The following is a 25,704-nucleotide window of genomic DNA, read 5'->3' as shown; positions in this document are numbered from 1 at the left end:
TGCTCCCTTACTGCTGCGCGCCTACGAACTCGATGAACAGCTCCTCCAGCGGCACGCGCGAACAGCGCACCCCGTTCGAGCCCAGGCCCAGACGGATGCGCTGCTCCACTTCCGCCGGATCGCCCGCGAACACCGCGTGCCAGCTCTCGCCCTGCGTTCGGGCCCGCAGGCAGCCTGGCATCTCTTCCAGCACCGCCGCACTCGACACAGCGCCCTTCGACACCAGCGCCACGCAGTGCCGTTCGCGCAGTTGATCCAGATCGCTGTCGATGCGGACCCTGCCGCCGTCCAGCAGCACCACCCGTCCGGCCAACCGCTCCACATCGCCCATGTGGTGCGAGGAGAAGAGAATGGCCGTGCCTTCGCGGTTCAGCAGTTCAATGGAGGTTTCCAGGAACTCGCGCCGCACCACGGGATCCAGGCCGCCGGCGGGCTCGTCCAGCACCAGCAACTCCGGCCGGTGGCAGACGGCCAGCAGCAACGCTACCTGGCGCGCCTGGCCCTTGCTCAGGTTCTTGATCTTCTCGCCGCGGCGCAGCTCGAAGCGCTCGGCCAACTGGCGTTCCAGAGCCTCGTCCCAACGCGGGAACAGGTAGCGGTGGAAGTCGATCAGCTCCTGGACCCGGGCCCACGCGGGCAGCACCTGGTCTTCGGCCACAAAGCCGAGGCGGCGCTTGATCTCCACCGCGTCGCGCGCCGGATCGAGGCCGAACACGCGCACCTGCCCGGCCTGCGGCTTCAACATCCCCATGGCGATGCGGATCAAGGTTGTCTTGCCCGCGCCGTTGCGGCCCAGCAGGCCGGCTACCTCGCCGGCGGCCATCGAGAAGGTGATCCCGTCGAGCACCGGCACGCCCTGTTTGTACGCTCGTTCGACGCCAATGAACTCCAGAACGCTATTCATGGTTTTGCTCCGTTTCCTGCTGGGACGCCTGCGCGCCCTCGATTTCCGTGCGCGCTTCCTGCAGCACCTCCAGCGCTTCCTGCCAGCTCAGCCGGTCCAGAAACGCCTGGGTGAGAAAGTGCCGCGCGTGCTCCCGCAACTGGATGCGCCGCTCGTCCGGACTCTGAAGCGGCGGCCGTTCCACGACAAAGGTGCCCCGCCCACGGACGGTCTCGATAAGCCCGGCGAGCTCCAACTCGTCATAGGCCTTCTTCACCGTCAGCGGAGCGATCACCAGCTCTTCAGCCAGGTCGCGATGGGACGTGAGCTTGTCACCGGGCCGCAGCCGGCCTCCGGCGACAGCCTCGGTGATCTGCCGCATGATCTGGCGGTAGATGGGGACTTCGGCTCCGGGATGAACATTCAACTGCATGGAAGTGATATAGAGCACTATATCACTTGTGCAGTGGCTGTCAACACACTTTCTGAAGGAAGCCTAAGGAAAGGGAAGAAGTTAGAGGAAGGTGGGCTGCCTGGCGCGTACCTTTCGTAAGTGCGTGTAAGTGCAAAGCGTAGTAGTTCAGCCACCGCACTATCGAGCATGTATTTAGGATTGATCCGGTGCCGCTCCGTGCCGGGTTCGTCTGTGTGAGCAGCGGAATATAAGCCGCCTATCGGACCCGCCAGCGTCCCGGATATTGGCCATACTGTGCCTAAGCATACTCATTCTCTGCGGCAAAACAGCCGTTGGGACGGATCACCCAAACGCACAAAGCGCCAACTGCCGGGCGCACTGTGGTTACGCCAATCGTTCCTCGGCGTAGAGGCGAACTGCCGCGCGTTGGATGCGATGGCAACGCGACAGCCCCAGGAAGGCAGCAATCGGAGCTAGGAGGATGAGGGCCAAGGCGCCAGACGGCCGCACAGTGCTGGCCGACGGAAGTTGCCAGCGAGGGAGGCGGTCCAGTGGTGTCATTGGCGCCTGAGTGGTAGTGACGTGCAACTTCGCCGGCGTTACCATGAAGGTGAAGATCGTGGACGATAAGCGCATCACAATTGAACCCGGCAAAAGGTCCGGCCAGCCCTGCATCCGAAATCCGCGGATCACCGTGTGGGATGTGCTCGGTTGGCTCGCTGCCGGTGAGAGTGAGGATTAGATCATTCTCGACTATCCCGATTTGGAACGGGATGACTTTCGGGCCATTTATGAGCACGCCGCCCGAGTCGGGCTGGCCGCAAGACCGCGCGCACGCTCTGCTTCTCGGAAACCAGATGGCCTCGCGCTCTCTGTCCACAGCGCCCAGCTGCAGTCCCTCGCCTCATGCCTCGGACGTCAGCGGCTCGCCTTGCGCGGAGGCCGGCGGGCAGGGGAAGAAGCGGGGTAACGGGTGCGCCTGCGGGACCGCCTGGCGTCTCAACACGTCTCGACGCGTTTGCGGATCAACTGTACACTTCGGATAATTGAAATGGACACTTCCCATGCAGCCCACCGACAAGAATGAGAGCATCGTCGTTTCGGCCCTGACCGCCCGCACCGGCTTCGGCAAATTACTGCGCCGGGTGGAAAACGAGCACCGCTCGCTCGTCATCGAGAAGCGCGGGACACCGAGGGCCGTGCTTCTGAGCATCCGCGACTATGTGCGGCTTGCGGCACCGGAGCCGGAGGTGCTCAGGCTCATCGGAGAAGAATCGCGCCAGAAGGGCACAGACAAGCTCTCGTCGCGGCAGATTGAACAGGTCATCCAGGCGACGCGCGCCAAAAAGCGCAAGCCTGCGTGATTCCGCTCCGCCTAGTCATCGATACCAACATCCTGGTCTCGGCTGCCCTCAATCCGAGCGGGATCCCGCGGTCCGTTCTGCTCCTTGCTACTACGAAGCCGGCGGCCCTGTACATTTCCGAGGCGATTCTCGACGAATACCGCGAGGTCTTGGCGCGGCCGGAACTCAAGATTCGCAAGGGGCTTCGCCAACAACTTCTCGAACTCATACGGAGCAAGGCTCACCTCGTCAAGCCGGCCCGCCCGCTCCTGGTGACGAAAGACCTGGACGATAATAAGTTCCTCGAATGCGCGGATTCGGCGCGGGCCGATTACCTCGTAACCGGCAATCAGAAGCATTTTCCGAAATTCTGGAAGAAGACCAAGGTCATCTCGTCGCGCGAGTTCCTTGACGTCGTGGCTCCGCACCTGATTCCTTGAACCCTGGAAGGGCAGGAATGACGAGCTTCCCTTTGCTCCTCCAGAGTCCATACGGATAGCTCAGGCCTCTAAGTGGAGCCCCGTCTCCTGCCAGCCCGCGCGTCCCTCCCCTCAGTGAACCCGCTCACCCGTCCACCGGTCCCGCCCCGCCCAGTTTGGGCACTTCGGGCATGAGGTTCCATCCGGGTAGTCGATGCCTTCCTCATGCGGGCAGCCGATGATCCCGTCCGTCACTACAATCGACAGGGCGGCATGCCCCCTCACAAACGCAATCACCTGCTCGCCAATCTCCGCATCGGTGCGCACGTCCGTGTCCTGGGTAAACCAGCGCTCCATCGCAGCGGGGTCGCTTCCTTCGTCGGGAAAGATGGACGCCACCACCTTTGTGGCGAAATCCCCCGTCGGTCCATAGAAGGCTACCGTGGCGATGGGGTAGCCGCGGAAGCCGCGCTTGGCCTTTTTGCGGAGCCAGGCAGTTGTACGTCCCTTCATAATGGTTTCAGTCTAAACCCTTAGTGCGGGTAGTCCTGGGGCCCGGCCTCGCAGTCGCTGGCCACCATGCCTGCATGCGATGGACACGATTTCCCACACAAGGCCGAGTCGCCGTCCCCTGGCAGCTCCGAGCCTACGAAACGCGATTCACTCCGGGAAAACTTGCACTCCGGAACCGCGCCAGGTCCGGCGCCACCGCGTTGCTCGCCGACTGCAGCCGCCAGATCTCCATCAGCGCGGCCAGGTCGCGGGCCTTCATTCCGTAGTTGTCCGGCAACTGACCGTCGAAGCGGGCAATCACCGTCGCCATCCGCAGCAAAAGGCTCTTGGTCTTCTTGTGCTCCGCGGTGAACGTGAAGCAGACACTTCGGCTGATCGGGATGATGCCCAGATAGCGCCTGGTCAGGACCGCGAACGACTGGATATCGGCCCAATTGTACTGGTGCGTGCGAAACGCGATCCGGTACGTGAAGCCCTGGGTATCCAGCTTCAGCCAGGCAGCGCTCGGCAGGAGACTGGTGAAGGAGATGACGGCGCCGATACCGGCCAGCAATCCCAGGAGCCATCCGCCGCCGCGCGCGCCAAGGCCGATGAGCGCAACAACCGAGCAGGCCACGGCGAGGAACAGCATGCGGAGCCGCCCCGGATACAGAATCCGCTCGCTGGTCCCCTCGCGGTTCACTGGGATCTGATAGGGTTCGGAACTGATTGACGGCATGGGTCCATAATCGGCAGACCATGGCGACAATCGGGTAGGGCAATCACCCGATATGTCTCACCATGAAACCTGGGTGGGCATCGGGGCGAGAGGAGGTCCGGAGGGACCGGTTCTCTGCAAGTCGGCGTGACGGCACCCACCGCCTGGCGGCTGGAAAGGCAACAGGATCTTGGCCGCTCCTCGAAGTGACCGGCGTTTCTCACCGCGGAACAGTGTTCGCTCCAGCCCGGCACTCCTGGTGCGTTCTCGAAACCAGCTCAGCCCCCTCCCCAACTGAATCGGTACATCGATCCTCCACCGCCGAGCACCGGTCCGTCCCGCCCGTCCCCCCGGCGCCCTCACCCACCCCATTGGCATTCCGCGCTCCAGTGGAATACGATGTCATCCAGGAAACCCGAGCGACCTCGCCCGCGGCGTCCACTCTTACTGAATTCGATCTGGAGATAAACATGAGGCTGACGGCATTAGCAAGTCTGGTCCTGGCCTTCGCCGGCACCTGCCTGGCGCAGGACTCGGGCACTTTCAAACCCGCGACATCGAATGTCCTCGATGCACAGTATCCCCGCGTCGATAACGATTCACGCGTCGAGATCCGCTTCAAGGCGCCGGATGCCGCCAAGGTCAGGGTCAACTTCTGGAGCGGTCCCAAGGCCGACATGGAAAAACAAGCGGATGGCTTCTGGACCTTCACTACGCCGCCGCTCGCTCCGGGCCTGCACTACTATACGGTCATCGTCGACGGCGCCGAAGTCAGTGACCCCGGCAGCACGGCGTATTTTGGCGGCAGCAAGTGGGCCAGCGCGGTAGAAGTGCCTGAGGCCGGAGCCACCTACTACTTGCCACAGGATGTTCCGCACGGGCAGGTGCGCGAGATCTGGTACAACTCCAAGGTCACCGGCACCTGGCGTCATGCTTTGGTCTACACGCCCCCGGGCTATGACGCGCAGATCAAGGAACGCTACCCGGTGCTCTATCTCCAGCACGGCGGCGGCGAGGACGAGTCCGGCTGGACACGGCAGGGCAGAGCCAATTTCATCCTCGACAACCTGATCGCCGCCCGCAAAGCAAAGCCGATGCTGGTGGTGATGGCGAACGGCTACGCGCGCCGCGCCGGCCAGACGGTGCCCGATCTCCGCGGAAAAGGGTTTGGCTCCCCCGAGATGAGAAAGGTGATGCAGGACATGATGACGGCGTTCGAGGACGACGTCACCCAGGCGCTCATCCCGTACATCGATTCCAACTTCCGCACCCTGACCACGCGCGAGCATCGCGCCATGGCCGGTCTCTCCATGGGCGGCATGCAGACCTTCCACGTGACCTTCAATCACCTCGACCTGTTCACCTACATCGGCGGCTTCAGCGGAGCGGCCAATGCCTTCGCGGCGGGCAGCGACAAACTCGACACGAAGACCGCGTTCAATGGAGCCATGGCCGACCCGGCCGCCTTTGCGAAACGCGTCCACCTGCTCTGGTTCGGCGTCGGCACCACTGAGCCGGAGCGCATGCGGCAGGGCATCCAGAAACTGCACGCCTCCCTCGAGGAGGCCAAGATCCAGCACGTCTACTACGAGTCGCCCGGCACGGATCACGAATGGCAGACCTGGCGCCGCGACCTCCAGGACTTCGCGCCACGGCTCTTCCAGGCCGCGGCACAGAAGTCCATCGCTGCGGCACAGAAGAAGTAGGGGCTCAGTCAGGCACAGCCGCAAATCTCGCGTGGAACAGGGACGTCCGCCAGCTCACTAGGACGTCCCACCCTCCACCGCACCCCGGCCGCGCAATGTTCAATTTGTGAGAGGCAGCAGTGCCCCCTCCTCCGGATCCTCCGAAACTGCGCCGTGACCACCGCCTTCACATCAGGATCTCCGGGAATGTGATGTGAGGGTCGCGGCAGAGCCCGGTCTGTGACCGCAGTATCAGTTCTGTCTTGGGTGAGACCAGCACTACGTAGTCGGCATGCTTCTTCGCGGTCGCGATGACCTCAGCGATATCTCGAAATCGGAGTCCCTCTTCGGCACGCAGGAATACGACCCGCTGTGTGCGATCTCGGAAGCTGGCCGCCAGACGAGCATCCAATTCGTCCAACGGCATCTCCTCCGTCCGCAGGATCACTCTGCCGCGACGCACCACCCGCACGGATTCGCCTGCTGGCAGCCGCCCGAAGCAGGGGACAGCCGAGGCAACTCTCACCTCTTGTCCAACCGGTTGATGGTTGTGCGAAGACCCGTGCGGCATTCGCAGCCACAGCAGGACCGCCGCTACAGCCGCCATCAGTAGCAAACGCCTCTGCATATGCACCTGCAGACACCAGCGGGCTGGGTCTAGTGCCCTGCCAGGCTTCTACGGAGCATTCGGCAGAAGCAGGCGGACGCCTCCGTGGCAGCGGTTTCGCTCCGAGGCGATACGGAGTGCTCCGCCAAACACAGATCCCGTTCGGTGCCGATCCGGAATGGCCGCGTTCAGCGGATGGCTACAATCTCCGCGGCCAGCACGGCTGGGTTCTTGGTTCTTGCGTTCCGAGTGGTCCGCACGATCTTCACGTCCCGGAAACCGGCCTGCCGGAACTCATCACAGAAAGCGACCGCCTCCTTCGCGCCGGCCACTCACGAGAACCAGTTGGCCGCTCCGGTTCGAGCGGTGCTTTCCAGCGGGGCCTGCAGGATCAGCTCCGCTCCAAAGACAGAGCCTCCGGGCTTCAGGACCCGCGCAAGTTCGAGGAAAATCTGGTCGCGAAAGGGATTCAGGTTGAAGATGCCGTTAACCAGGACGTGATCGATTGACGCATCACGCAAGGGCAACTGCTCGGCCGAGGCCTGGACGAAAACCACGTTGCTCAAGGCGAGCCGGCGGCACGACTCATTGGCGCGGCGCAGCATCGCTTCGCTGAAGTCGATACCAATTGCGTGGCCCCGCAAACCGGCCCTTTGGCCTGCAATGAAAGTATCCAAGCCGGAACCGCAGCCGAGATCCACCACCGTGCTCGACTCCGGCAGGGAGGCGAAGACGGAGACATTGGAAACTCCGGCGAAGCTCTCCAGCGAGCCGCCCGGAATCGAGTTCAGGATCGCATCCGGGTATCCCAGGCTGCGCGCAAACTCCGCCCCGATCGGGAATGGATGGCGTGCTGTCGGATCGGTTGAAGCGCTGGAATACGCTTCTCGAACACTGGTGCGCAGACTCACTGGATCACTTGCCACGCTTCCAGTCTTGCGCAAACCGGAAGTCCGGCACCAGTGCTGGAATTCACCGGATCCCGTCCGCCGCGAACGCCTGCAGCGTCCATGGACGAATGGGCTCAGGCTCCCTGAGTTTCATTCTCACTGCGCCGTCAGAAAGCGCCTGCCCGCGCGAAGCATGGCTTTCAGCAGCAGGAACGATTCTTCGTCCGTGCCCTTGTCGAACTGCTCCTCCTGGTGGTCGACTGCGTTCGTCAGGTGGGCGACCACTACGACACGGGCTCCCCTTGCCGCTGCGAACGCGAACAGGGAGGCCGTCTGCATTTCGACCGCAAGCACTCCGCCGTTGGCATGTTTCTGGAGGTCGTCTTCGGTCTCGCGATAGGGCGCGTCCGTGGTCCAGACACAGCCCTGAGCGACCGGGATCCCCAGGGGACGGAGTTCTTCGGCCAGCAGATCGTTCACCGGAGTGGGCGCACCCACCAGGGCCGACGGCGGCAGGTAGTGAAACGAGGTTCCTTCGTCGCGCACGGCGCTCGTCGGAATGACCAGGCTCGGCAGGGGCAGTGTCGGTGAGACACGGCCCGCCGAGGTGAGCCCAAGGATCAAGCGCGCGCCGCAGACATGGAGTTGTTCGGCAATTAGGACAGCGTACGGTCCGCCGATCGTGCGGGCGATGATTCCGCAGCGGATGCCTTCTGCTTCAAACCAGTACATCGTGGTGTGAAAGCAGGCCCAGGGTTCGAAGGGCTCGACGAGTCGGTGGCGCACCAGCCAGTCGGTCAGGTCGCCGTCGAAATCCAGGACGCAAATGGGAGGAACCGGGACTGCGGCCAGCCTGCGCGCTGCTCTGAGGGACTGGACCAGCCCTTCTGCCGTGAATGCCGCCGGAGCCTCGAGATCGTGGCACAACAGCGGCAGGTTGACCTTCGCTTGCATGGAACTCCCATAGTAGCCGGAGTTGCCTGACCGCCAATGTAGGTCGAGAGGCAACGTCGGCTTGCCCTGGCCAGTGCCGGATGCCTCTCGGGTGCACCTCAGCCTGGCCTGTTTCACCGGATTTTGCCGAACCTTGGCTCACATCCTGGCGGAATCAAATCGCCGAAATGGCCTCTGGGACAAATGCGAGTCCCGATTCTTCGACCGCCCCGGCCGACGTTCACGAGACGCATACCCTGTGAAACCACTGGAAACTGGGTCGTCCAGGTCTAATTCCGCGATGGGCTTAGCCCCCGGCTGCAGCTGTCCGCAACTCACGCCCGGGACTCCAATACTTTCTCCCACTCACCACATTCCACGCGATACGGTTGCCCTGCTCAGGGAATCCACCTACAGTGTGGGTAAGCGACAGGTAACTGGGCTCGGTGGAAGTGATGGAATTTGCCATCTGTTCAGAGGGAGATCAAAAATCGAACAGAGAATCGGAGAAACAAGATGCCTCACAATGGCCACCTGGGCAAAAGTATGCGCGATTGCGCCGAGAATTGTCTGAACTGTCACGCTGTCTGCGTGGAAACCATGACGCACTGCCTGATGCGCGGGGGTGAGCATGCTGCCCCCCAGCACCAGCGGCTGCTTGCTGATTGTGCGCAGGCCTGTGCCACCAGCGCGGACTTCCTTCTCCGCATGAGCGACTACCACCACCAGTACTGCGAGATCTGCGCAACGCTGTGTCTGGCGTGCGCGGAGGAATGCGAGCGGCTGGACAGCAGCGACGAATTCATGGCCAAGTGCGCCAAGCTCTGCAGGCGTTGCGAGCAGAGCTGCCGGCAAATGAGTCACGCCGTGGCGTAATCGTTCGGAGTGGTCGATGCAGGCGGGGCCTCCGTCCACAGCGGTTCGAGGCGGAAGTCCCGCCAAGGACTCCGGCCCAATGGCCCAAAGCCCCGCCAAACCAGAGGAAGTCTCAACGCAGCACCACCGCCGGGGACCGATCACTCTCCGAACCCCGACCCGTCAGGTAGGGGTCCCCACCCTGCTGCGAATCGCGACTGGAAAGGATCGGGCCACGGACACCCAAACCACTTCCCCGGAGGCCCCAAAACCCCAGCAATCCCCAAAGTTCGAACCACGCTCCTCTACCCCGGCACCCGTACAGTTAGGCGGACCCCCTGGTCCGCGGTCGAACCCATGGTCAACCACAAGGACCCGCCCCGTAGCCTGCCCGCCCCTCCCCTGTCCCGGAGCGTAAGCGATGGGCTACGCCCGCGTCCTCAAAACAGCCCCCCTCACCCCTCTTCCGCCTGGCTGAACCTCTCCGCCGCCCGAATCAGGTCCGCCAGCGATTCCGCCTTCATCTTCAGCATCAACTGCCCCCGATGCATCTTCACAGTCGACTCCGTCACACCCATTTCGGAGGCAATCTGCTTGTTGATGAGCCCGCGAACCACGAACCTCATCACCTCGAGCTCCCGAGGCGTCAACGAGGCATGCCGCTCCCGCAGGTCCGACATCTCCTGTTCCCGGCTCCGCCTCTCCAGATCGCGATCAATGGCTTGCTGAACCGCATCCAGCAGATCCTGATCGCGGAAGGGCTTGGTGAGAAACTCCACCGCGCCCGCTTTGATCGCCTTCACCGACATGGGAATATCTCCGTGCCCCGTGATGAAGATAATTGGAATCTCGCGGTTCCTCTCAATGAGCTGCCGCTGAAGTTCCAGGCCGCTCGCACCGGGCAGCCGCACATCCAGAATCAGGCACCCCAGGCCGCGCGGATCACTCACAAGAAAATCCTGCGCCGTTCGGAAGCTTTCCACCTTCAGGCCAACCGAGCGCAACAGATTCCTGATCGCCTCTCGCACCGATACATCGTCATCGACCACGTACACCGTGGCTTCCTCTGGGTTCACCGAGGATTCGTGGCGTCCACCGGCAAGCTGAACTGCACGGTCAATCCCGGGCCGTCGTTCTGAGTTGCCCATATTCTCCCTCCGTGAGCTTCAATAATGGATCGGCTAATGGACAACCCCATCCCAACGCCATTGGCTTTGGTCGTAAAGAAGGCATCGCAAATTCTGTCGATGTGGTTCGGATCCATCCCAGTGCCGGAATCGCCGACTGCAACCAGAACACCCGCCGCGCCTGCGCTCTTCACACTCACCACTAACTCACAAGGCCGGTCCTCTACACCGGCCATCGCTTCAACTGCGTTAATCACCAGGTTCAGAATGACTTGCTCCAATTGGGTGCGATCGCCGTGGATCAACGGCAACCCCTCAGAGATGTCCAGAACCAGGCTGATTCCTTTGTGTTCCATGTCAAATTCCAGCAGCGTGATCGTCTCTCGAACCACCTGGCCGAGATCGAGAGCTGCTGCTCCGCTGCTCTCCTTCTTCACGAATGCCCGAACCCGCTGGATCACATTGCCCGCTCGATTGCCATCCCGCACAATCAGCTCCAGGGACTGCCTCGCCTCGTCGATATTGGGAGCTGCCCCCTCCAGCCAGCGCAGGCCCGCCTGCGCATTCGTGATCACGCCGACCAGCGGCTGATTGACTTCGTGCGCGATGGAAGTCGCCAGCTCCCCCACCATCAGCGTCCTGGAAACACGAGCCAGTTCCGCTTCCTTCTTGCGTATCGCTTGTTCGGTCGCGGTGGCCTGCTGTCTCGCCTGGATCTCAAGACGCATGCGTTCGGCATCCTTGCGGTCCGTGATGTCGACAAAGGTGACGACAACCCCGTTAATCCGATCATCGCTATCTCGGTAGGGACGGATGCGCGTCAGGTACCATTTCCCGGCATCATCCTGCAATTCGCGTTCGACGGGAACAAGCCCGCCGAGCACGGTTTCCGCATCCCGCCGCAAGTCGTCATAACCGAGGCGGTGCGTCAAATCCGAGATGGGCCGGCCACGGTCCCTCCCGCGGACATTGAACAAATCGCCGAGCTTCGGCGTAAATCGCAGGATTCGCAGATCACGGTCCAGAAACAACGTCGCAATGTCGGTGGAGATCAGCAGGTTCTGCAGGTCACTCGAGAGCAAATCCAGTTCCTCCACTTTGCGCCGGGTCTTCTGGTTGGCCGCCTGCAACTCCAGGTTGATGCTCTGGAGCTCCTGCCTCGAAGTCTCCAGCTCTTCCATGGCGGACCTCAGCTCTTCGGTGGTCGACTGCCGGTCTTTGGCCGATGCCTTCATGACGGCCTTGCCGCTCTCATACGCCTCGGTAATGTCCGCCAGGCTCTGCTGAGCCGTTTGGAGTGCCTGCTTCAGATCCTCAATCTGTTGTACGTCCGCCCACCCCGGCTTGCGGCCTTCCTCTGTCGGGTTCAAGCGCTCGCGCTCCTCGAAAATCACGAGGGCCAACCCCTCTTCCTCGCTCTCGAGGGAGGGACGCACTCTCAACACGACCGGAATTTTCTGTTCGTCGAAGCGCACGGCAATCGGCCTGGAATCGTAGCTCGCCCGGTTTGCTCTCACCTCCTCGAGCGCCAATTGGAGCTCAGGCCGAAGCTCCTCGCGCACCATCTCCAAGGCATCCTGTGTCGGTTCCCCCTCGGGACGCAGCAGGTAACGGCTCACGTTCGGCGAGAGGTGCAGTACCCGGTTGTCCGCTCCCACCAGCAGGCTGGGGGGGGCATGCTTCTCGACCATCTGCTGGTGCTGTTTGCCATGCGCAGTGGCTAATCCGGGAATCTCGGCGGATGCGCCGCCGCTCCCTGAAAAACGTGCCTGGGTCAACGGAAAGACCGGCAACCGGGGCCGTCGGGACGGAACGCTGCGTTTCCGGAAAAGGCATAGCTTCTCGTCCTCCTCCTGGAACAGCTCCGTTGGGTTCATCGATTCGGCGGAGCCCAGGACCAGTAGTCCCTCAGGCCTCAGCACGTAATGGAACAGCTCGATGACCTCCTGCTGCAGTTCCCGCTCCAGATAGATCAGGAGATTGCGGCAGGAAATCAGGTCCAGCCGGGAAAATGGCGCGTCGGTCAGCAGGTTGTTGGAAGAGAACACCACTAGTTCGCGGAGTTCCTTCCGGACGCGATAGCCGCCAGCCTCCCGTTGAAAGAACCTCTGCAAACGCTCCGCGCCCACATCCGTCGCAATCTCGCTCGGATAGAAGCCCTCGCGAGCCTTTTCCAGGGACCGGCTATGCAGGTCCGAGGCGAACAACTGGATGCGGAGCGGGACTTCGTGTCTTTCCGCCTCCTCCACCAGTAGCATCGCCAGGCTGTATGCTTCTTCCCCGGTGGCGCAGCCAACGGACCACACCCTGACGCTGTCGGCTCGCCCTTTTCCTGTAAAGAGGCGTTCCATTTCCACCCGTTGCAGCCGTTCGAAAACCTCAGGATCCCGGAAAAAGCGTGTCACCGTGATGAGAAGGTCTTCGGCCAGGGCACGCACTTCCTCCGGTTGCTCCTGCAGCCTCTCCACGTACGTCGCGAGATCTTCCACTGAGTTCAACTGCATCCGCCGGGCAATTCGGCGCAGCATCGTCGTCCGCTTATACCGGCTGAAGTCACGGCCGGTCCGCGCTTGAAGAACCGCCAATGCCTTGCTCAACAGAAACGTCTCACCCTGGGGGACCACCTCGGTCTCTGCCGGGACACGCAGGCTAGGCCGCGCACGCACATAGCGCAGAATCCGTTCAGGAATCTCCACCACCGGCAGCACCAGATCCACCAGGCCGGTCGCGATCGCGCTCTTCGGCATCCCGCCGTATTCAGCCTCGGCGGGGTCCTGCACGATGATCACGCCACCGTTGGCCTTCACATCCTGAATGCCGAGTGTGCCGTCCGATCCGTTGCCCGTGAGGATGACTGCGATGGTATGGCCGTCGTACGTGCCGGCGAGCATGCGCAGCAAATGGTCGATCGGCGCACGCTCCCGCCGCCGTTCCTCCAGCGGGGTCCACCGCAGATGGGTTTGAATCGCCATCAGGTCCGCGTCCGCCGGAATGATGTAGGCGCGATTCGGTTCGATCGGGGTTGCCTGGCTGGCCTCCTCAACGGGAAAGCGCGCGTGCGGCTGCAGCAAGTCCGCAAGCGGCGCTCCCTGATCTGCGGGCACTTGGGCCACGATGACCAAGGCGAGTCCGCTATCGGCCGGTACGTGCTCAAGTAACACCTTGAGAGGCGCCAGACCGCCGGGCCCTGCGCCGATTCCCACAACCGCCGGCATTGCTTTCAATGGCTGCTCCGCAGTCATAGGTTGCGATGGTTTTTATAATAGTACAGAATCGTCAACTTTGACTGCGCACCTAAGGTTTTATTCACCTCTGCCGGGCCGGAGTCCTGGGAATAGCGGTAGGGGAATGCCAATGTTGCGTCTATTGCTCGCCTGCAGGCGCACTCTGCCGCGCGTTTCTACGCGCTCAGAAGACGGTGAATTCAATTCGGAGAAACCCGTAAATGGAGACAAGGCAAAGGTTGCGGTGAAAACAGGGGCCGTCCCAGTGTTCTCGGCAGCGATGACTTCGCAACCACCCCCCACTCCAAAGCCAAGGCTTAGCACCATGAGTAAGGCGGACGCCCTCGTCCGCAGCCGATCCCCCGGCCGGCTCTCCTCTTCCTTTTTCGGCCAACCCCACTCCAGACCGGAAAGTCGGGATGGCCGCTACCCAGGCAAGCCGATCCCTCAGGAAGCATGAGCCGTCTTGTATCGAGGACTCTTGGCCGCTTCGGCTTCGTCACGCTCCGCCCAGCGCCGCCACGCCTGACCGAGGATCCGCCCGACTTCGTCTGCGTCGAAGGGTTTCACGAGCAGGTCATAAACCCCCAGGTTGAGAGCCTCTGCCCAAAGCCCTTCGTCGTCAAGCCGCGAGATCACGATCAGCAAAGGCGGACGGGAAAATGCCGCGAGCGCGTCCAGCATCTCTCTCCACGTGTCAGACCCAAGTTCACACGCCGAGAGCACGATCGGGACGGGGTGACCCTCCAGCACGGCCAGCGCGGAAGCGATCGAATGACGGGAACGCAGGACCCACGGGCCGTCCCCAGGCAGCCCGCAAGCTGGATCGGCAAGGAGCTCTCTAAAGGACTCATGATCCTCGCCCGCTTCCGAGACGAGCAGAATCTGCACCATTGGCTCGTCCTTCCGTCTGCTCTGGGTCTCACTGGTCATCAGTCCCCTCGCCGGACGCGGCACACAGAACCGCGAGTCCACCGGCCTCTTCTCCCGTCCACTCGCGAAAGCCACCGCGCACCCCCGCCTGGTGGCGCTGGACCGGCTGGATCGCCTCCGAAAGGACCCGGCCTCGCAGCGCCACCTCTTTCGGCTCCGAGTGCCGAAAGCAACAAATCCTTACCTCCTGCCCGAGGCGGCAGCCGACTCTCCTTCCGGGAATTTGTCGTACATCGTTAAGTCGGTGAACATCCGGAGAATGCGCCCGTATTCGACCCGGGCCTCCGATTCCTCCTGCAATGCCCGCACCACGGCATCGGTGGATGCCGGCATCATCGCCAGCTCGTCGCTGTGCTCCTCAAGCATGCGCCTGTACCTTTCAGTGGCGGCATGAAAGCGGACCGATGCAGCCTGGAGCTTCGATCGCCACGATTCCTCAAGTTCCAGTCGCTGATCGCGTGGAAGATTCACTATGTTCTCCTTTCGTTGTTCTTTCTGCTCAACAACGGCGGCTTCCGGCCCGCGCGGACGGATCGTGCATATCCGTCCGCGCCACTTGCCCAAATAGGCCGGAGGTCCTTCATTCAGAGGAGGGCGGATCGCTCTGCACTATACCTTTCGTTCGTAACCATCTCTCGGCTCGGCACCAATCCTCCTCCGGGGAGCCGATGGGGCACCCCCGGCTGTTCCAGAGTTGGTACGCGAGGGCGGCGATTTCTTTGTAACTGCATCCCCCGATCCGACTGTCGTCCGGAATGTTGTCCATACCGGTGGTCCAGTGAGGGATTCCCTGATGCGCCGGGCCGAGAATTCCATCCTCCGCGGCCATCATCTGCTGGCTGAGAGTTTTCGGCATGACCTAGGCCTCCTGTTCATTGGGGGACTGCCTCGCAGCAGATACCTTTGACACTCGTCTTCCTCGCTGCCTGATATCCTCGGCAAACATCAGCACCGTCGTGCCGTTGAATTGCACTTCGATGAGGCCCTGCCGGCCGTAAAGTGTTCGCGGCACTTCAATTACCGAGTCACTGGGAATAGTAATTAGCATTCTCGCGATCCCCTCGACTGTCAAAACCAGGGTCGGAGTATCGATTTGGTAGTGTTGCACCATACTTCATGCCTCTTTAGGTACTTCAATCCGCAAGCTGCTGCATTCGGTTTTCAGTTGTGCTCGTTGACTGCGTACATCATTCGAGCGTGACCATTACTCGTGAGGCTCAATCGTAAGCCTGCCGCGAGGGCATTACTATTCACCCTCGAGGGCAAAGAACTGTACTCTAGTCCAGGAGGCTGTGACGGAAGTCCGTGTGCTAAGGGGCAAGGCCCTGCGAACCCGGGATGCCCTTCAACCGGACCCGTCCCAGCACGAATGACCAAAACCTGGCCTCCAATTGGGAGAAATCAGCCGGGAACTCAGACAAAGCCACCCTCGCTGTTCTACAGTTCCGCCGGTCTATCATCCACCTAGCCCAGAACGGCGATCGCCGGGAAGTGATGGCATTCGCCATCTGTTCAGAGGGAGATCAAACACCGAACAGAGAATCGGAGAAACAAGATGCCTCACAATAGCCACCTGAGCAGGGCATGCGCGATTGCGCCAAGAATTGCCTGCGCTGTCACCCTGTCTGCGTGGGAACCATGAAGCACTGCCTGATGGGGGCGGGGAACACGCTGCCCCCCAGCACCAGCGGCTGCTTGCTGATAGTGCGCAGGCCTGTGCCACCAGCGCGGATTTCCTTCTCCGCATGAGCGACTACCACCACCAGTACTGCGAGATCTGCGCAACGCTGTGTCTGGCGTGTGCGGAGGAAGGCGAGCGGCTGGACAGCAGCGGCGAATTCATGGCCAAGTCCGCCAAGCTCTGCAGGCGTTGCGAGCAGAGCCGCCGGCAAATGAGTCACGCCGTGGCGTAATCGTTCAGGTTGGGCACGTCAATAGCCGGCAGCCAGTGGCAGAAGTTCCTAGGGTCGCTGGCCAGCCGGCTACATCAAATGCAGCTTGGCGAGCACTGCCTTGGCCCTGGGATGTTGGCGAACCGGGTCGAAGATGGGATTCACTTTCGCCGTGATCAGCCACACCGCGTGGCTGCTCGCCATGCGATCCAGCCAGTCTAGCGCCTCCTTCTCGTGGGTCTGGCGGAGGTGCCCAAACATGACCACATGCGGCGGCACGCGGCCCGCGAGGGCGTCGGCTTCCAATTGCTGCAGTGCGGCCCGGGCAGCGGACGCGTCGCGCCGCGGCAGCCAGGCGGTCCAGATGCGGCGGCAGTCTCCGGTGTTGGCCGCGCAGTCGGGCAGCGTCATGGCTGTGCGGAATGCGTCTTCCTCCCGGCCCAGCATCATGTAAGTGAAGGCAATGCGCTCCCTCGCCAGCGCGAACGAGGGCTCGTGCCGGGCGACCTGTTCCAACAGCTCCAGGTTGCGGCCGTAGTTCCTCTCAAAGAAATACAGCTGCGCCTCGTCGACTTGCACGATGGGTGAGATGGGATCGATCTCGCGGGCACGCGCAAACTCGCTGCCCGATTCTTCAAATCGCCCCAGAATCGACAGAAACTCGGCGTACCAGTGATGCGCGGTGGAGTAGTTGGTGGCCAGCCGGATCGACTCGCGATATTGCCGCTCCGCTTCTTTCCAGTCCCAGTCGAGGTTTTCGTTGATGAGCCCCAGCGTGGCATGCGCTTCGGCCAGGTCCGGGTCCAGTTGCAGGGCTCGCAGCGCTGTCACCTTGGCTTTCGGCAGCATCTCCAATTGGGGGTAGTAGCCATATGCGCCCAACAACAGGTAGCAATCGGCCAGTCCGGAGAATGCCCGCGCATAAGATGGTTCCGCTTCGATTGCCTGGCGGAAGAAGGCGGCTCCTCTTTCCAGGCCCTCGCGGGACCGCTTGCCCCATTCGTATCGGCCGTCAACATAAAGCAGGTGCGCCTCGGGATTCAGTTCGCGGCGCGGGGTGCCGCCTGGGAGAGACGCTGCCTGCAGGTGGAGGGCGAGCTTGGCGGCCACTTCTTCAGCGATGGAATCCTCCAGGGCAAACAGCCTGTTGGCCTGCGATTCGATGCTCTCCGCCCAAAGGGCTTTGCCGTCCGTGGCGCGGATCAGCCGGATGCCCGCCCGCACGGAACCTTCACTGAATTGGACGGTGCCTTCCAGCACGACGTCGGCATCCAACTGCTTCGCTGCCTGTAACGGGTCGGTGGGATCCAGTTCGAAGCGGCGGACGGCGGACAACGGACGTACAACCAGGCCGTCGAGGTTGCTGAGCCGCGTGATCAGGGCATCGGCCAGGCCGACACTGAGAGCAGCGTCGTGCGCCGGTCCCCCGACAACCTGGAAGGGCATCACCGCCAGCCGGTGAATACGGTTGCCTGGCCGTGTGGCGCCCCAAGCCAGCAGGATCGCCACCAGGATGATCGCCAGGACGGTGGCCTGTAACCACAGCCGCGACTTTCCAGGCGGGCTCGCTTCCCCCGGCGCTTCCATCCGCGGTGCGTGCACCTCGGCCGCAAAGCGATAACCGAACTTCGGTACGGTCTCGATCCACTCCTGCCGCTCGGTCTGGCCCAGCGCCTTGCGAAGGTCGGAAATGGCCCGGGCGAGCACCGCCTCGTCGACGTGGACATCGCCCCATACCATGCGCAGCAGCGTATCCTTCTCCACCAGCGTGTTGCCGCTGCCAAGCAGCACGCACAGCACATCGAAGGCTTTGGGGGTTACTTTCACCGGCACTCCCGCACGCAGGAGCGTTCTTTCCCGTTCGTTGAGGCGAAAGTCTCCAAACTCGAAACAACGTGCCATATCAAGCACATCCGCGCGGACGAGAGTTTCTTCAGAATAATTTCAGGAGGAATCCAGGGGACCAGTCGGATCTTTGCCCAGTATACTTAGGTCCTCCGGGGGCTGCACTCTCAGCGGCCGGCATGGCGGGCACACCTGCTGCCGGCTGCCTCAAGAGGTGAGAGTCGCAGCCGTTGGGACCGGTCCTGAATTCGCCTCATATGAGGACTGGAGCCACGGTCAACGTCATCCACGAGGCAGGAGGGGTTCATGATGCGTTTTGCGCAGTTGGTTCTGGCGCTCTCGGTGGCGCCGCTATTGGCCGCTCAAACTCAGTTTTCAACTGACCTGCTGGCGATGAAGCCAATCGGCTACTGGCCGTTGCACGGCAACGCCAACGATGCCTCGGGCCATGGCGCCGCGGGCTCCCCAGGCAGCAACCTGACCTTCACTGGCGCAGTGGGGCCGCTAGGGAGCGGAGCCGCGCCCGCCGCGGTGTTCGACAGTTCCGGCCCATCCTTCGTGACGATACCAGCGCCCTCCAGTTCCGCCCTGAATCTCGACGCGCTCCACCCGATGACGATCCTGGCCTGGATCAGGACAATTCGGCAAACGCCTGGAGACATGATTGTGGCCGCCAAGTTCGACCCGCAGGCGGCCACGGGCTGGGGCCTCCTCGTGGACAACGGCAGCCTGGGGGCTCCACAGGCAGGCGGCAGGCTGGCCCTGGTCTTCGTCTCGGGCGACAACCTCACACTGAGCGTGGAAAGCACGATCTCGGTCAACGACGGAGGCTGGCATCTGGTGGCGGCGACCTACGACGGCAGCGGCAAGGCGAGTGGCGTTCGGCTCTATTCCGACGGCGTGCCGCTTGCCATGACCACGGTCGTCGATAACATCAGCGCCGGCCCCATCCAAAGCTCGGCGCCTTTCACGATCGGAGGCGCCGCGAACGGCGACGATGCCTTTGAAGGCAATGTAAACGAGGTTGCGGTCTTCAGCACGGTGCTCACGCCGGAACAGAACCTGCAACTGATGCTGGGCGCGCCAGGGCTCAGGAGAATCCTGGGTCAGTTCGCCTTTGGCGGCGGCTGGGCTTCGGCGCTCTACTTCTCCAATACCAGCACCGCGGCGTTGACAATTCCTGTGAGCTTCACTGGCGACGACGGCAAACCGATGACCGTGCCGTCGATTGGAGGCAGTTCCCAGGCGATCCACCTGGAGCCAGGCGCTTCCGCGGTCATTGAGGCTCCCAATGTGGGATCCCTGGTGCAAGGCTACGTAACGGCCTATTTGCCGGTGGGCATTACAGGGTACGGCGTGTTCCGGCAGAGTACGCCCGGCGCGCCCGATCAGGAGGCGGTGGTGCAATTCGCGGGTGTCGGCGGCCAGTTCCAGATGCTGGTCTATGACGACAGGAACAGCCTTATCTCAGCCGCCGCCATTTTGAATCCCAGTCCGGTAGCGACGACAGTCGGTATCACGGCGACCGACGAAAACGGGAAGGTGATCGGCACCGCTTCGGTTGACCTGCCACCCTTCGGAAAACTGGCCACCACCCTGCGATCGCTGCCCGGCCTCGAGCAGTTCGCAGGCAATCGGGGCACCGTCCAGTTCGCGGTGACCAAACCAACCAACTTCACGGGTAGCGTCAGCGTGCTGGGACTCCGCTTCAACGGGACGGCCATCACCTCCATCCCAGCGGGCGGCAAAGCGCGCGGCGACTTCTGAGGAAATCACCGCTGGCGGCATGATCGAAAGGCGGGGACCTCGCGCAGCTAAAGCGACCATCTGGCGATCGCCTGGCCGATCGAGGTCTCCGTCAAACGTACCTTACTCGCTCCGCAACGCCGTCATCGGATCCACCCGGCTCGCTCGCCAGGCCGGCACATAACTCGCAGCCAAGGTAATCGCCACCATCAGGCTTGCCGCGCCCGCATAGGTCGTCGCATCCGTCGCCGCCACTCCATACAGCATGCTGGCCAGCACACGCGCGCCCACCACGGCCGCCAACAGGCCAACCGCCACACCTGCGCCCGCCAGCACCAAACCCTCCCGCACGACTAAGCCGCGTACATCCGCCGCCGCCGCGCCCAGCGCCATCCGCAAACCCATCTCCTGCGTCCGCTGGGCCACGGTATAGGCCATCGTCGCGTACAACCCGAACGCCGCCAGCAGCAGCGCAATCGCCGAAAACAGGCCCAACAACAGCACATTGTTTCGCCGCCCCGCCAGGCTTCGATCCATCATGGTCTCCAGCGTCTCCACCTGCGTGACCATCGCTTCCGGCTGGTTCTCGTTCACGATCGTCCGGATCAGCGACCCGATCTCGGCCGGCTCCCGCGAGGTCCGTACGACAATCGTGGCGCTCAGAATCGGGAACAGGTTCGCCGAGAAATAGTACTGCGGCTCAATCGGCTGGTCCAACCCGTGCTGCCGCGAATCGCCAACCACGCCAATGATCCTCACCCGCGGCCCCTTCATCGACGGCGGCCCGAATCGGAAAGTCTTGCCGATCGGGTCCTCGCCCGGCCAGTAGCGGCTCGCCATCGTCTGGTTGATCACCGCCGCCATCTCCACGGTCCGCAGATACGCCAGAACCCGGGATAGGTCGCGCGGCAGGGACGGCAGGTATCCGTCCGCCGGAACAAACAGCCGCCCCTTCAGCAGCGGAATCCCCATGGCCGCAAAGTACCCGGACGTCGCCGACGCCTTCATCGCATTCGGGATCGCCGCCGGAGCGGGCACCGGACGGTCATCCCGGTAGAAGTCACCGTAGGAATCCACATTCTTGAACGGCATCTGATCAATCGCGCCCACCGCCAGCACCCCGGGTGTCGCCGCCAGCCGGTCCGTCACCTCGCGCAGCAGCCGGGCATTGTCCGACAGGTCCGCCGTTTTCCGGTCGGGCGGCTGGATCGGCACCGCCACTACATGTTCTGGCCGGAACCCCGGATCCGTCTGGAACGCCGCCATCAGGCTGCGCACCAGCAGGCCCGCGCCAATCGAGAGCACCACCGCCATCGCCACCTGGCCCACCACCAGCAGCTTCCGCGTGCGCCCCCGCACGGAACTGCCGCGCGACGCCCGGCCGCCTGTCCGAATCGCCTGCGCCACATTCAGTCGCGTCGATTGGATCGCCGGAGCCAACCCGAAGAGCACCGCCGTCAGGCCCGCCGCAGCCACTGAGAACGCCAGCACGCGCAGATCCAACCCGATTCCGCCCAGGCTCTCCGCCGCCGGAAACACCGTCAACAGCCACTCGAAGCTCAATCGCGCCACCACCAGCCCCGTCAACGCGCTACCAAGCGCCAGCAACAGGCTCTCCGTGAGAAGCTGCCTCACCAGTTCCAGACGGCTCGCGCCCAGTGCGGTCCGGATCGCGATCTCCCGCTGACGCACCGCGGCGCGCGCCAGCAGCAAGCCCGCCACATTCGCGCAGGCAATCAACAGCAGCAAGCCCACCGCTCCGAACATCAGCAACGCCGGCTGCCGGATGCCGCCGCTCATGAACTCCCGCAGCGGAACCACGCTGGCGCTGTTGCCCCCGTTGGCGCCTGGATACTGCTTCGCCAACTGTGCGGCGATCTGCTGCATCTCGGTCCGCGCCTGCACCACGCTCACCCCGGGCTTTAGCCGCGCAATCACACCGGTGGAACTGTGATTCTCCCGCATGCTCAGCCCATACTTGCTCTGGCCGAACGCGATGGGCACAAACACATCCCCGCCGCGGTGCCATTGAAATGAGCCGGCTACCCCCACAATCGTCCACATCTGGTCATCGATCTGGAGCGTGCGCCCGGTGACGCCCGGATCACCGGCAAAGTGCGATTGCCAGAACCGGTAGGACAGAATCGCGACGGGCTCGGCGCCCGCCCGGTCGTCACTCTCCGCGAAGCCGCGGCCGATCGCTGGCGGGACACCGTACGTCTTGTGAAAGTCCGCCGACACATACCCGACACGAATCCGCTCGTAGCCGCCGCTTTGCCGCAGCGTCTCCTCAAATGAGCCGCCAATCGCTATCGACTCGAACGACTGGCTCAGCCTCTGCCAGTCGACGAAATTCGGATACGAGACGGGCATGCTGCCGCCACTGGGGGGCGTCTCCTGGAGTTGCACCAGCCGCTCCGGTTCGGGCAGCCGCAGCGGCCGCAGGAATGCCGCATCCACCACCGTGAACATCGCTACATTCGAGCCAATGCCGATGCCCAGCACCGCAATGACGACCAGGCTGAATCCCAGGCTGTTGCGCAGGCTGCGGAATCCATATCGCACGTCCCTCCACAAACCGCTCCCCGGCAGCACCCGGTCGCGCGCTTCCCGCCGCTCCACGCCATGCAGTCCGCTCGTCAGCGTCTCCCGGTCGCTCAGCTCTTCCAGCGTGATCCGCACCGCCTCGGCTTCCTCTTGCCCGCCGCTGCGCAGTTCCTGGTAACGATCCTCGGCATGCTGCGCAAACTCCTCGACAATCTCCGCCTCACGCTCCGGCTGCAGGTGGAGGCTCGCCAGTTGCTCACGAATCAGTTGTTGCCAGTCAGGCATTTTCGACTCCTGTGATCCGGCCAATCGCCGCTACAAACGCCTGCCATCCCTCGCGCTGCGCTGCCAGCACTTTCACGCCAGTGGCCGTCAGTTGGTAATACCGTCGCCGCCGCTGCCCGCTCTTCTCCACCCAACGCCCCTGAATCCAGCCACGCTTCTCCAGCCGGTACAGCAACGGGTACAACGACGCCGCATGGAACCGGATGCCTCCCTCGGAGCGATGCTCAATCAGCTTGCTGATCTCGTAACCATGCCGCGGGATACCCTCCAGCAACGAAAGGATCAACAACTCCGCGCTCCCCTTCTTCCACTCGGCGTCAATTGATTTGGTTGCCATATATTGCTCTCCCACATATCGTACTCACGACTTCCAAGTTGGTCAAGTAAACTGTGCGCCACCCCAAGCCTGCTCCTGGCCGGGAAAGACGGCAAGGGAAAGTGGAGTGGAAGCTGGGTTCACGCGATCAGGCGGCCATCCCGTCCCCGGACGGAAGGCCGGCCTTCCTCGCCGTCTGCGCGAAGATCGGCGACCCGGTCGAACTGCTGACGGTGCCGCTGAAGGATCCGCTACGGGCTGCGGCTGAAGGCGCACCACTCTTGACCCAGTCGGGAGGCCTATTCGGATCCGCCGGCTTGTTCCAGGAGTTCCACGATGGCCGGGAAGCGCTGGGCCCGTGCTACCTGCAGCAGGGGCCGGCCGTCCGGAAGGCCCACAGCCGGATTCGCACCGTGGAGCAACAGGACCCGGACGGCCTCGGTATTGCCACGCTCCACCATCCGTCCCAGGGGCGTGACCCAGTCTTCCGGCTTCGGAGGCCGCGAGAGGCATTGGGCGAACGGGTGGTCGAGCGCCTTCGGATCGCGGGCTAGGATGTCCGCCACGCGGTCGAGCCGGCCGAACTCCAGCGCGTCGAACAGGCAGATGCCGGGTTCGTCCAGCAGCCTGTCGCGCAGACGCGTGTGCGCGAAGAACTCCGCGCCGCCGATCGCCGTTCCGTCGTACCAGGGTTCCCTCAGCGTGAGCGAGGCGCCGCGCGCCAGCAGCGTCCGCACCAACTCCTCATTGCCCGACCAGGCGGCGCTGTGCAGGGGGGCGTTGTCTTCCAGCCAGTTGGGATCGAACCCGAGGTCGAGCGCCAGAATCACCGCCTCTTTGCGCTTCGAGTTGACGGCGCGCATGACCATGTTTTTGGGCGCCTGGTCGAGGAGCCCCGGATGGGCGGCTATCAGGGCGCGCACGCCCTCCGCCTCGCCGGCCATGCAGAGTGCCACGAATTGCTCGACGGGCTCCAGGGCGGCCGGCACGGCTCCAGCCGCTTCCAGTGTGCGGGCGATGTCCATGTGGCCCCGCTGCATCGCGTGCGCCCACGCGGTCCGTCCTTCGAATTCCTCATCAACGCGGGCCGAGTGCGCGAGAAGCAGGCCGACTGTATCGGACTGCCCGAGACGCGCGGCAAGGCACAGGGCCCGCCCGAGAATGGTGCCGGCGGCAAGCCGGTGCGCGGTAGTTGAGCGCTGGATAGGAGCCTCGGCGGTTAGCCCGTGGCGCAGCAGAAGCTCCAGGCACCCTCGCTTGTCGAAGTGGCCATGGTCCAGTGCTTCTTCGTCGGCGGGATCGGCTCCGCGTTGCAGGAGAAGTTCCGCCAGATCGCGCCAGCGCGGGTGCGGAGGCTGGTTCTCCAGTCCGGTGGAGCCGCCGCCAAACAGCCCGGTCAGCGCGGTGAAGCGGCGCGCGGTCTGGTCCAGGCGCTCATCGGCGTTGCCCTTCATGGTGAAGGCGTTGGGGTCGGCTCCATGATCGAGCAGCACACGCGCCACCTCCAGCGTGGAGTGTGCCCGCCTCAACGGCTTGACGCGGGAGTAGCAGCAGCAGATGAGCGGTACCCATCCGTGAGGACCCGGCTGGTTCACCAACTCCGGCGAGGAGGCCAGCATGGACCGCACCGCCTCCGCATTGCCGGCCGAGGTCGCGGCCCAGATGTCCGCCTCCGCCAACCAGGGATTCTTTCGCAGCAACGTATGCGCGCGGGCGTGTAACGAGCGGTGGTCGTAGTGTGGATCGTCGTAGCAGAGACAGGCCAGGCTGACGAACTCGTGGGCCAGATCCTGGTTGGCGGTCTGCGCCCAAACGAGCAGGTGGCGCCAGCTCGGATGGCCGGACTCGCGCGCGATGACGAGTTGGCAATCAGTGAGCTTGGGCGGCGCGGCGGCAAGCTCCGCTTCGGAAGCGGAGGCAAAGCGCGGATGCGCGGCGCGAATGCGGAGCAGGGCGGTTGGTTCGCGATCCTGCCAGGCCTTCTTCAAGGTCTTGGCCTGTTTCCTCAGGTTCTCGATGGAGGGGTGCCCGGGAGCGGGAACAGTGGTCATGACGACCTCCTTTCATGGGGCAATGAGCCCGGTTGCGCCCGATGACTCGCATTTTCGGGCTGAAAGGACAGTCGTTCCTTCCGTCATTCGAACTTGATTCAGGCGGGCTTAGCCCTTTCCGCGAGTTGGCGGCACCCTGAAGTGCTCCAGACATCAATTCTGGGATGCAGCCGGGCAGACTGTCAAGCCGGAAGAGAGGCGAAGCCCGAGCCGCCCGGTCCAGCCGCATTGGCTGTGGAGCCGGCATCCAGTCCGCGCTGGGCATTGTGAGGATCCCCGGCACGGTGAGTGAGTGGGGCTGCTCTAGTTTGCCCGTCGAACCGGAGCGGAGCGAGTTGCTCGCCGCCTGGGGAGACCCCGAGCGGGGGGCGCCGGACGCAGGCAATCGCCAGGATCCTCTCCCGAAAATGCGTGGTCACCGGGTGCTTGGAGACTCAGCGCTGGAGAGCAGAATCATCCAGCGTCCGGGCCAACGGTTGCCGAGGCCGATCCTCGAGT

General features: G+C 63.2%; 22 protein-coding genes. 6 read left to right on the top strand and 16 right to left on the bottom strand.

Features of this window, described 5'->3' with window-relative positions; all coding sequences use genetic code 11:
- Positions 1 to 7: 7 nt before the first annotated feature.
- Both IRI77_RS08950 and IRI77_RS08945 read right to left on the bottom strand, forming a co-directional pair.
- On the bottom strand, positions 8 to 904 hold the full coding sequence (locus tag IRI77_RS08950; protein ID WP_194451726.1) for an ABC transporter ATP-binding protein: 897 nt from the start codon (positions 902 to 904) through the stop codon (positions 8 to 10).
- Positions 897 to 1,334, bottom strand: coding sequence for a GntR family transcriptional regulator (locus IRI77_RS08945; RefSeq protein WP_194451725.1), 438 nt, complete (start codon positions 1,332 to 1,334; stop codon positions 897 to 899). Before IRI77_RS08945 ends, IRI77_RS08950 begins: the two co-directional genes overlap by 8 nt.
- Positions 1,335 to 1,902: 568 nt before the next feature.
- Between IRI77_RS08945 and IRI77_RS38605 the strand changes: the two genes are divergently transcribed.
- From IRI77_RS38605 to IRI77_RS08930, 3 genes are all read left to right on the top strand, one after another.
- Positions 1,903 to 2,040, top strand: a complete 138-nt coding sequence (locus tag IRI77_RS38605) for a DUF433 domain-containing protein (RefSeq protein WP_194451724.1) — start codon at positions 1,903 to 1,905, stop codon at positions 2,038 to 2,040.
- A gap of 322 nt (positions 2,041 to 2,362) precedes the next feature.
- Positions 2,363 to 2,662 carry a type II toxin-antitoxin system Phd/YefM family antitoxin gene (locus IRI77_RS08935; RefSeq protein ID WP_194451723.1) on the top strand — a complete coding sequence of 100 codons (300 nt, stop codon included), beginning with the start codon at positions 2,363 to 2,365 and terminating at the stop codon, positions 2,660 to 2,662.
- Positions 2,659 to 3,081, top strand: coding sequence for a putative toxin-antitoxin system toxin component, PIN family (locus tag IRI77_RS08930; RefSeq protein ID WP_194451722.1), 423 nt, complete (start codon positions 2,659 to 2,661; stop codon positions 3,079 to 3,081). The genes IRI77_RS08935 and IRI77_RS08930 overlap by 4 nt, the downstream gene beginning before the upstream one ends.
- Positions 3,082 to 3,192: 111 nt before the next feature.
- Here IRI77_RS08930 and IRI77_RS08925 read toward each other — a convergent pair whose 3' ends face one another.
- The gene (locus tag IRI77_RS08925) at positions 3,193 to 3,573 is read right to left on the bottom strand and encodes a hypothetical protein (RefSeq protein WP_194451721.1); all 381 of its coding nucleotides are present in this window, start codon (positions 3,571 to 3,573) and stop codon (positions 3,193 to 3,195) included.
- 133 nt (positions 3,574 to 3,706) lie between these two features.
- Entirely contained in the window at positions 3,707 to 4,291 is a 585-nt protein-coding gene (locus IRI77_RS08920) for a hypothetical protein (RefSeq protein WP_194451720.1), read from the bottom strand.
- Between the two features lie 449 nt (positions 4,292 to 4,740).
- On the opposite strand from IRI77_RS08920, the gene IRI77_RS08915 reads away from it, so the two are divergent.
- Positions 4,741 to 5,976 (top strand): alpha/beta hydrolase-fold protein, encoded by a 1,236-nt coding sequence (locus tag IRI77_RS08915; RefSeq protein ID WP_194451719.1) that lies wholly within the window; start codon positions 4,741 to 4,743, stop codon positions 5,974 to 5,976.
- 166 nt (positions 5,977 to 6,142) lie between these two features.
- Here IRI77_RS08915 and IRI77_RS08910 read toward each other — a convergent pair whose 3' ends face one another.
- The 8 genes from IRI77_RS08910 to IRI77_RS38600 all read right to left on the bottom strand — a co-directional run bounded on the left by IRI77_RS08910 (position 6,143) and on the right by IRI77_RS38600 (position 15,290).
- Complete coding sequence (locus tag IRI77_RS08910; RefSeq protein ID WP_194451718.1) at positions 6,143 to 6,583, bottom strand: ExbD/TolR family protein; 441 nt, start codon at positions 6,581 to 6,583, stop codon at positions 6,143 to 6,145.
- Positions 6,584 to 6,894: 311 nt separating this feature from the next.
- Positions 6,895 to 7,488 carry a methyltransferase domain-containing protein gene (locus tag IRI77_RS08905; RefSeq protein ID WP_194451717.1) on the bottom strand — a complete coding sequence of 198 codons (594 nt, stop codon included), beginning with the start codon at positions 7,486 to 7,488 and terminating at the stop codon, positions 6,895 to 6,897.
- 120 nt (positions 7,489 to 7,608) lie between these two features.
- The gene (locus IRI77_RS08900) at positions 7,609 to 8,406 is read right to left on the bottom strand and encodes a nucleoside phosphorylase (RefSeq protein ID WP_194451716.1); all 798 of its coding nucleotides are present in this window, start codon (positions 8,404 to 8,406) and stop codon (positions 7,609 to 7,611) included.
- Between the two features lie 1,289 nt (positions 8,407 to 9,695).
- Entirely contained in the window at positions 9,696 to 10,316 is a 621-nt protein-coding gene (locus tag IRI77_RS08895) for a response regulator transcription factor (RefSeq protein ID WP_228486650.1), read from the bottom strand.
- Positions 10,313 to 13,582 (bottom strand): CheR family methyltransferase, encoded by a 3,270-nt coding sequence (locus IRI77_RS08890; RefSeq protein WP_194451714.1) that lies wholly within the window; start codon positions 13,580 to 13,582, stop codon positions 10,313 to 10,315. Before IRI77_RS08890 ends, IRI77_RS08895 begins: the two co-directional genes overlap by 4 nt.
- A gap of 456 nt (positions 13,583 to 14,038) precedes the next feature.
- Complete coding sequence (locus IRI77_RS08885) at positions 14,039 to 14,485, bottom strand: response regulator (protein WP_194451713.1); 447 nt, start codon at positions 14,483 to 14,485, stop codon at positions 14,039 to 14,041.
- 219 nt (positions 14,486 to 14,704) lie between these two features.
- Positions 14,705 to 15,088 carry a hypothetical protein gene (locus tag IRI77_RS08880; RefSeq protein ID WP_194451712.1) on the bottom strand — a complete coding sequence of 128 codons (384 nt, stop codon included), beginning with the start codon at positions 15,086 to 15,088 and terminating at the stop codon, positions 14,705 to 14,707.
- A gap of 16 nt (positions 15,089 to 15,104) precedes the next feature.
- A complete protein-coding gene (locus IRI77_RS38600) occupies positions 15,105 to 15,290 on the bottom strand; it encodes a DUF2934 domain-containing protein (protein WP_407674109.1) in 186 nt (61 codons plus the stop codon).
- 979 nt (positions 15,291 to 16,269) lie between these two features.
- Here IRI77_RS38600 and IRI77_RS08870 point away from each other — a divergent pair.
- A complete protein-coding gene (locus IRI77_RS08870) occupies positions 16,270 to 16,437 on the top strand; it encodes a hypothetical protein (protein WP_194451710.1) in 168 nt (55 codons plus the stop codon).
- Positions 16,438 to 16,506: 69 nt separating this feature from the next.
- Here IRI77_RS08870 and IRI77_RS08865 read toward each other — a convergent pair whose 3' ends face one another.
- Positions 16,507 to 18,318 carry a winged helix-turn-helix domain-containing protein gene (locus IRI77_RS08865; protein WP_194451709.1) on the bottom strand — a complete coding sequence of 604 codons (1,812 nt, stop codon included), beginning with the start codon at positions 18,316 to 18,318 and terminating at the stop codon, positions 16,507 to 16,509.
- 249 nt (positions 18,319 to 18,567) lie between these two features.
- Here IRI77_RS08865 and IRI77_RS08860 point away from each other — a divergent pair, with 249 nt between their 5' ends.
- Positions 18,568 to 20,028 carry a LamG domain-containing protein gene (locus IRI77_RS08860; protein WP_194451708.1) on the top strand — a complete coding sequence of 487 codons (1,461 nt, stop codon included), beginning with the start codon at positions 18,568 to 18,570 and terminating at the stop codon, positions 20,026 to 20,028.
- A gap of 102 nt (positions 20,029 to 20,130) precedes the next feature.
- Here the strand turns inward: IRI77_RS08860 and IRI77_RS08855 are convergent, their stop codons facing one another.
- From IRI77_RS08855 to IRI77_RS08845, 3 genes are all read right to left on the bottom strand, one after another.
- Positions 20,131 to 22,839, bottom strand: a complete 2,709-nt coding sequence (locus IRI77_RS08855; protein WP_194451707.1) for an ABC transporter permease — start codon at positions 22,837 to 22,839, stop codon at positions 20,131 to 20,133.
- Complete coding sequence (locus IRI77_RS08850) at positions 22,832 to 23,176, bottom strand: PadR family transcriptional regulator (protein WP_194451706.1); 345 nt, start codon at positions 23,174 to 23,176, stop codon at positions 22,832 to 22,834. Before IRI77_RS08850 ends, IRI77_RS08855 begins: the two co-directional genes overlap by 8 nt.
- Before the next feature lie 278 nt (positions 23,177 to 23,454).
- Positions 23,455 to 25,206, bottom strand: a complete 1,752-nt coding sequence (locus IRI77_RS08845) for an ankyrin repeat domain-containing protein (RefSeq protein ID WP_194451705.1) — start codon at positions 25,204 to 25,206, stop codon at positions 23,455 to 23,457.
- Positions 25,207 to 25,704: the final 498 nt, after the last annotated feature.

Source organism: Paludibaculum fermentans, from assembly GCF_015277775.1.
GTDB lineage: Bacteria > Acidobacteriota > Terriglobia > Bryobacterales > Bryobacteraceae > Paludibaculum > Paludibaculum fermentans.
Note: the sequence above shows the minus strand (reverse complement) of the source record. Positions and strands in the feature narration are given on the sequence as shown.

Bases quoted from the DNA above. Each gene is read 5' to 3' on its own strand.
- IRI77_RS08950 (WP_194451726.1), bottom strand. From the start codon at position 904: ATGAATAGCGTTCTGGAGTTCATTGGCGTCGAACGAGCGTACAAACAG.
- IRI77_RS38605 (WP_194451724.1), top strand. From the start codon at position 1,903: ATGAAGGTGAAGATCGTGGACGATAAGCGCATCACAATTGAACCCGGC.
- IRI77_RS08935 (WP_194451723.1), top strand. From the start codon at position 2,363: ATGCAGCCCACCGACAAGAATGAGAGCATCGTCGTTTCGGCCCTGACC.
- IRI77_RS08925 (WP_194451721.1), bottom strand. From the start codon at position 3,573: ATGAAGGGACGTACAACTGCCTGGCTCCGCAAAAAGGCCAAGCGCGGC.
- IRI77_RS08920 (WP_194451720.1), bottom strand. From the start codon at position 4,291: ATGCCGTCAATCAGTTCCGAACCCTATCAGATCCCAGTGAACCGCGAG.
- IRI77_RS08915 (WP_194451719.1), top strand. From the start codon at position 4,741: ATGAGGCTGACGGCATTAGCAAGTCTGGTCCTGGCCTTCGCCGGCACC.
- IRI77_RS08910 (WP_194451718.1), bottom strand. From the start codon at position 6,583: ATGCAGAGGCGTTTGCTACTGATGGCGGCTGTAGCGGCGGTCCTGCTG.
- IRI77_RS08900 (WP_194451716.1), bottom strand. From the start codon at position 8,406: ATGCAAGCGAAGGTCAACCTGCCGCTGTTGTGCCACGATCTCGAGGCT.
- IRI77_RS08890 (WP_194451714.1), bottom strand. From the start codon at position 13,582: ATGCCGGCGGTTGTGGGAATCGGCGCAGGGCCCGGCGGTCTGGCGCCT.
- IRI77_RS08885 (WP_194451713.1), bottom strand. From the start codon at position 14,485: ATGGTGCAGATTCTGCTCGTCTCGGAAGCGGGCGAGGATCATGAGTCC.
- IRI77_RS38600 (WP_407674109.1), bottom strand. From the start codon at position 15,290: ATGGACAACATTCCGGACGACAGTCGGATCGGGGGATGCAGTTACAAA.
- IRI77_RS08870 (WP_194451710.1), top strand. From the start codon at position 16,270: ATGAGCGACTACCACCACCAGTACTGCGAGATCTGCGCAACGCTGTGT.
- IRI77_RS08865 (WP_194451709.1), bottom strand. From the start codon at position 18,318: ATGGCACGTTGTTTCGAGTTTGGAGACTTTCGCCTCAACGAACGGGAA.
- IRI77_RS08860 (WP_194451708.1), top strand. From the start codon at position 18,568: ATGATGCGTTTTGCGCAGTTGGTTCTGGCGCTCTCGGTGGCGCCGCTA.
- IRI77_RS08855 (WP_194451707.1), bottom strand. From the start codon at position 22,839: ATGCCTGACTGGCAACAACTGATTCGTGAGCAACTGGCGAGCCTCCAC.
- IRI77_RS08850 (WP_194451706.1), bottom strand. From the start codon at position 23,176: ATGGCAACCAAATCAATTGACGCCGAGTGGAAGAAGGGGAGCGCGGAG.
- IRI77_RS08845 (WP_194451705.1), bottom strand. From the start codon at position 25,206: ATGACCACTGTTCCCGCTCCCGGGCACCCCTCCATCGAGAACCTGAGG.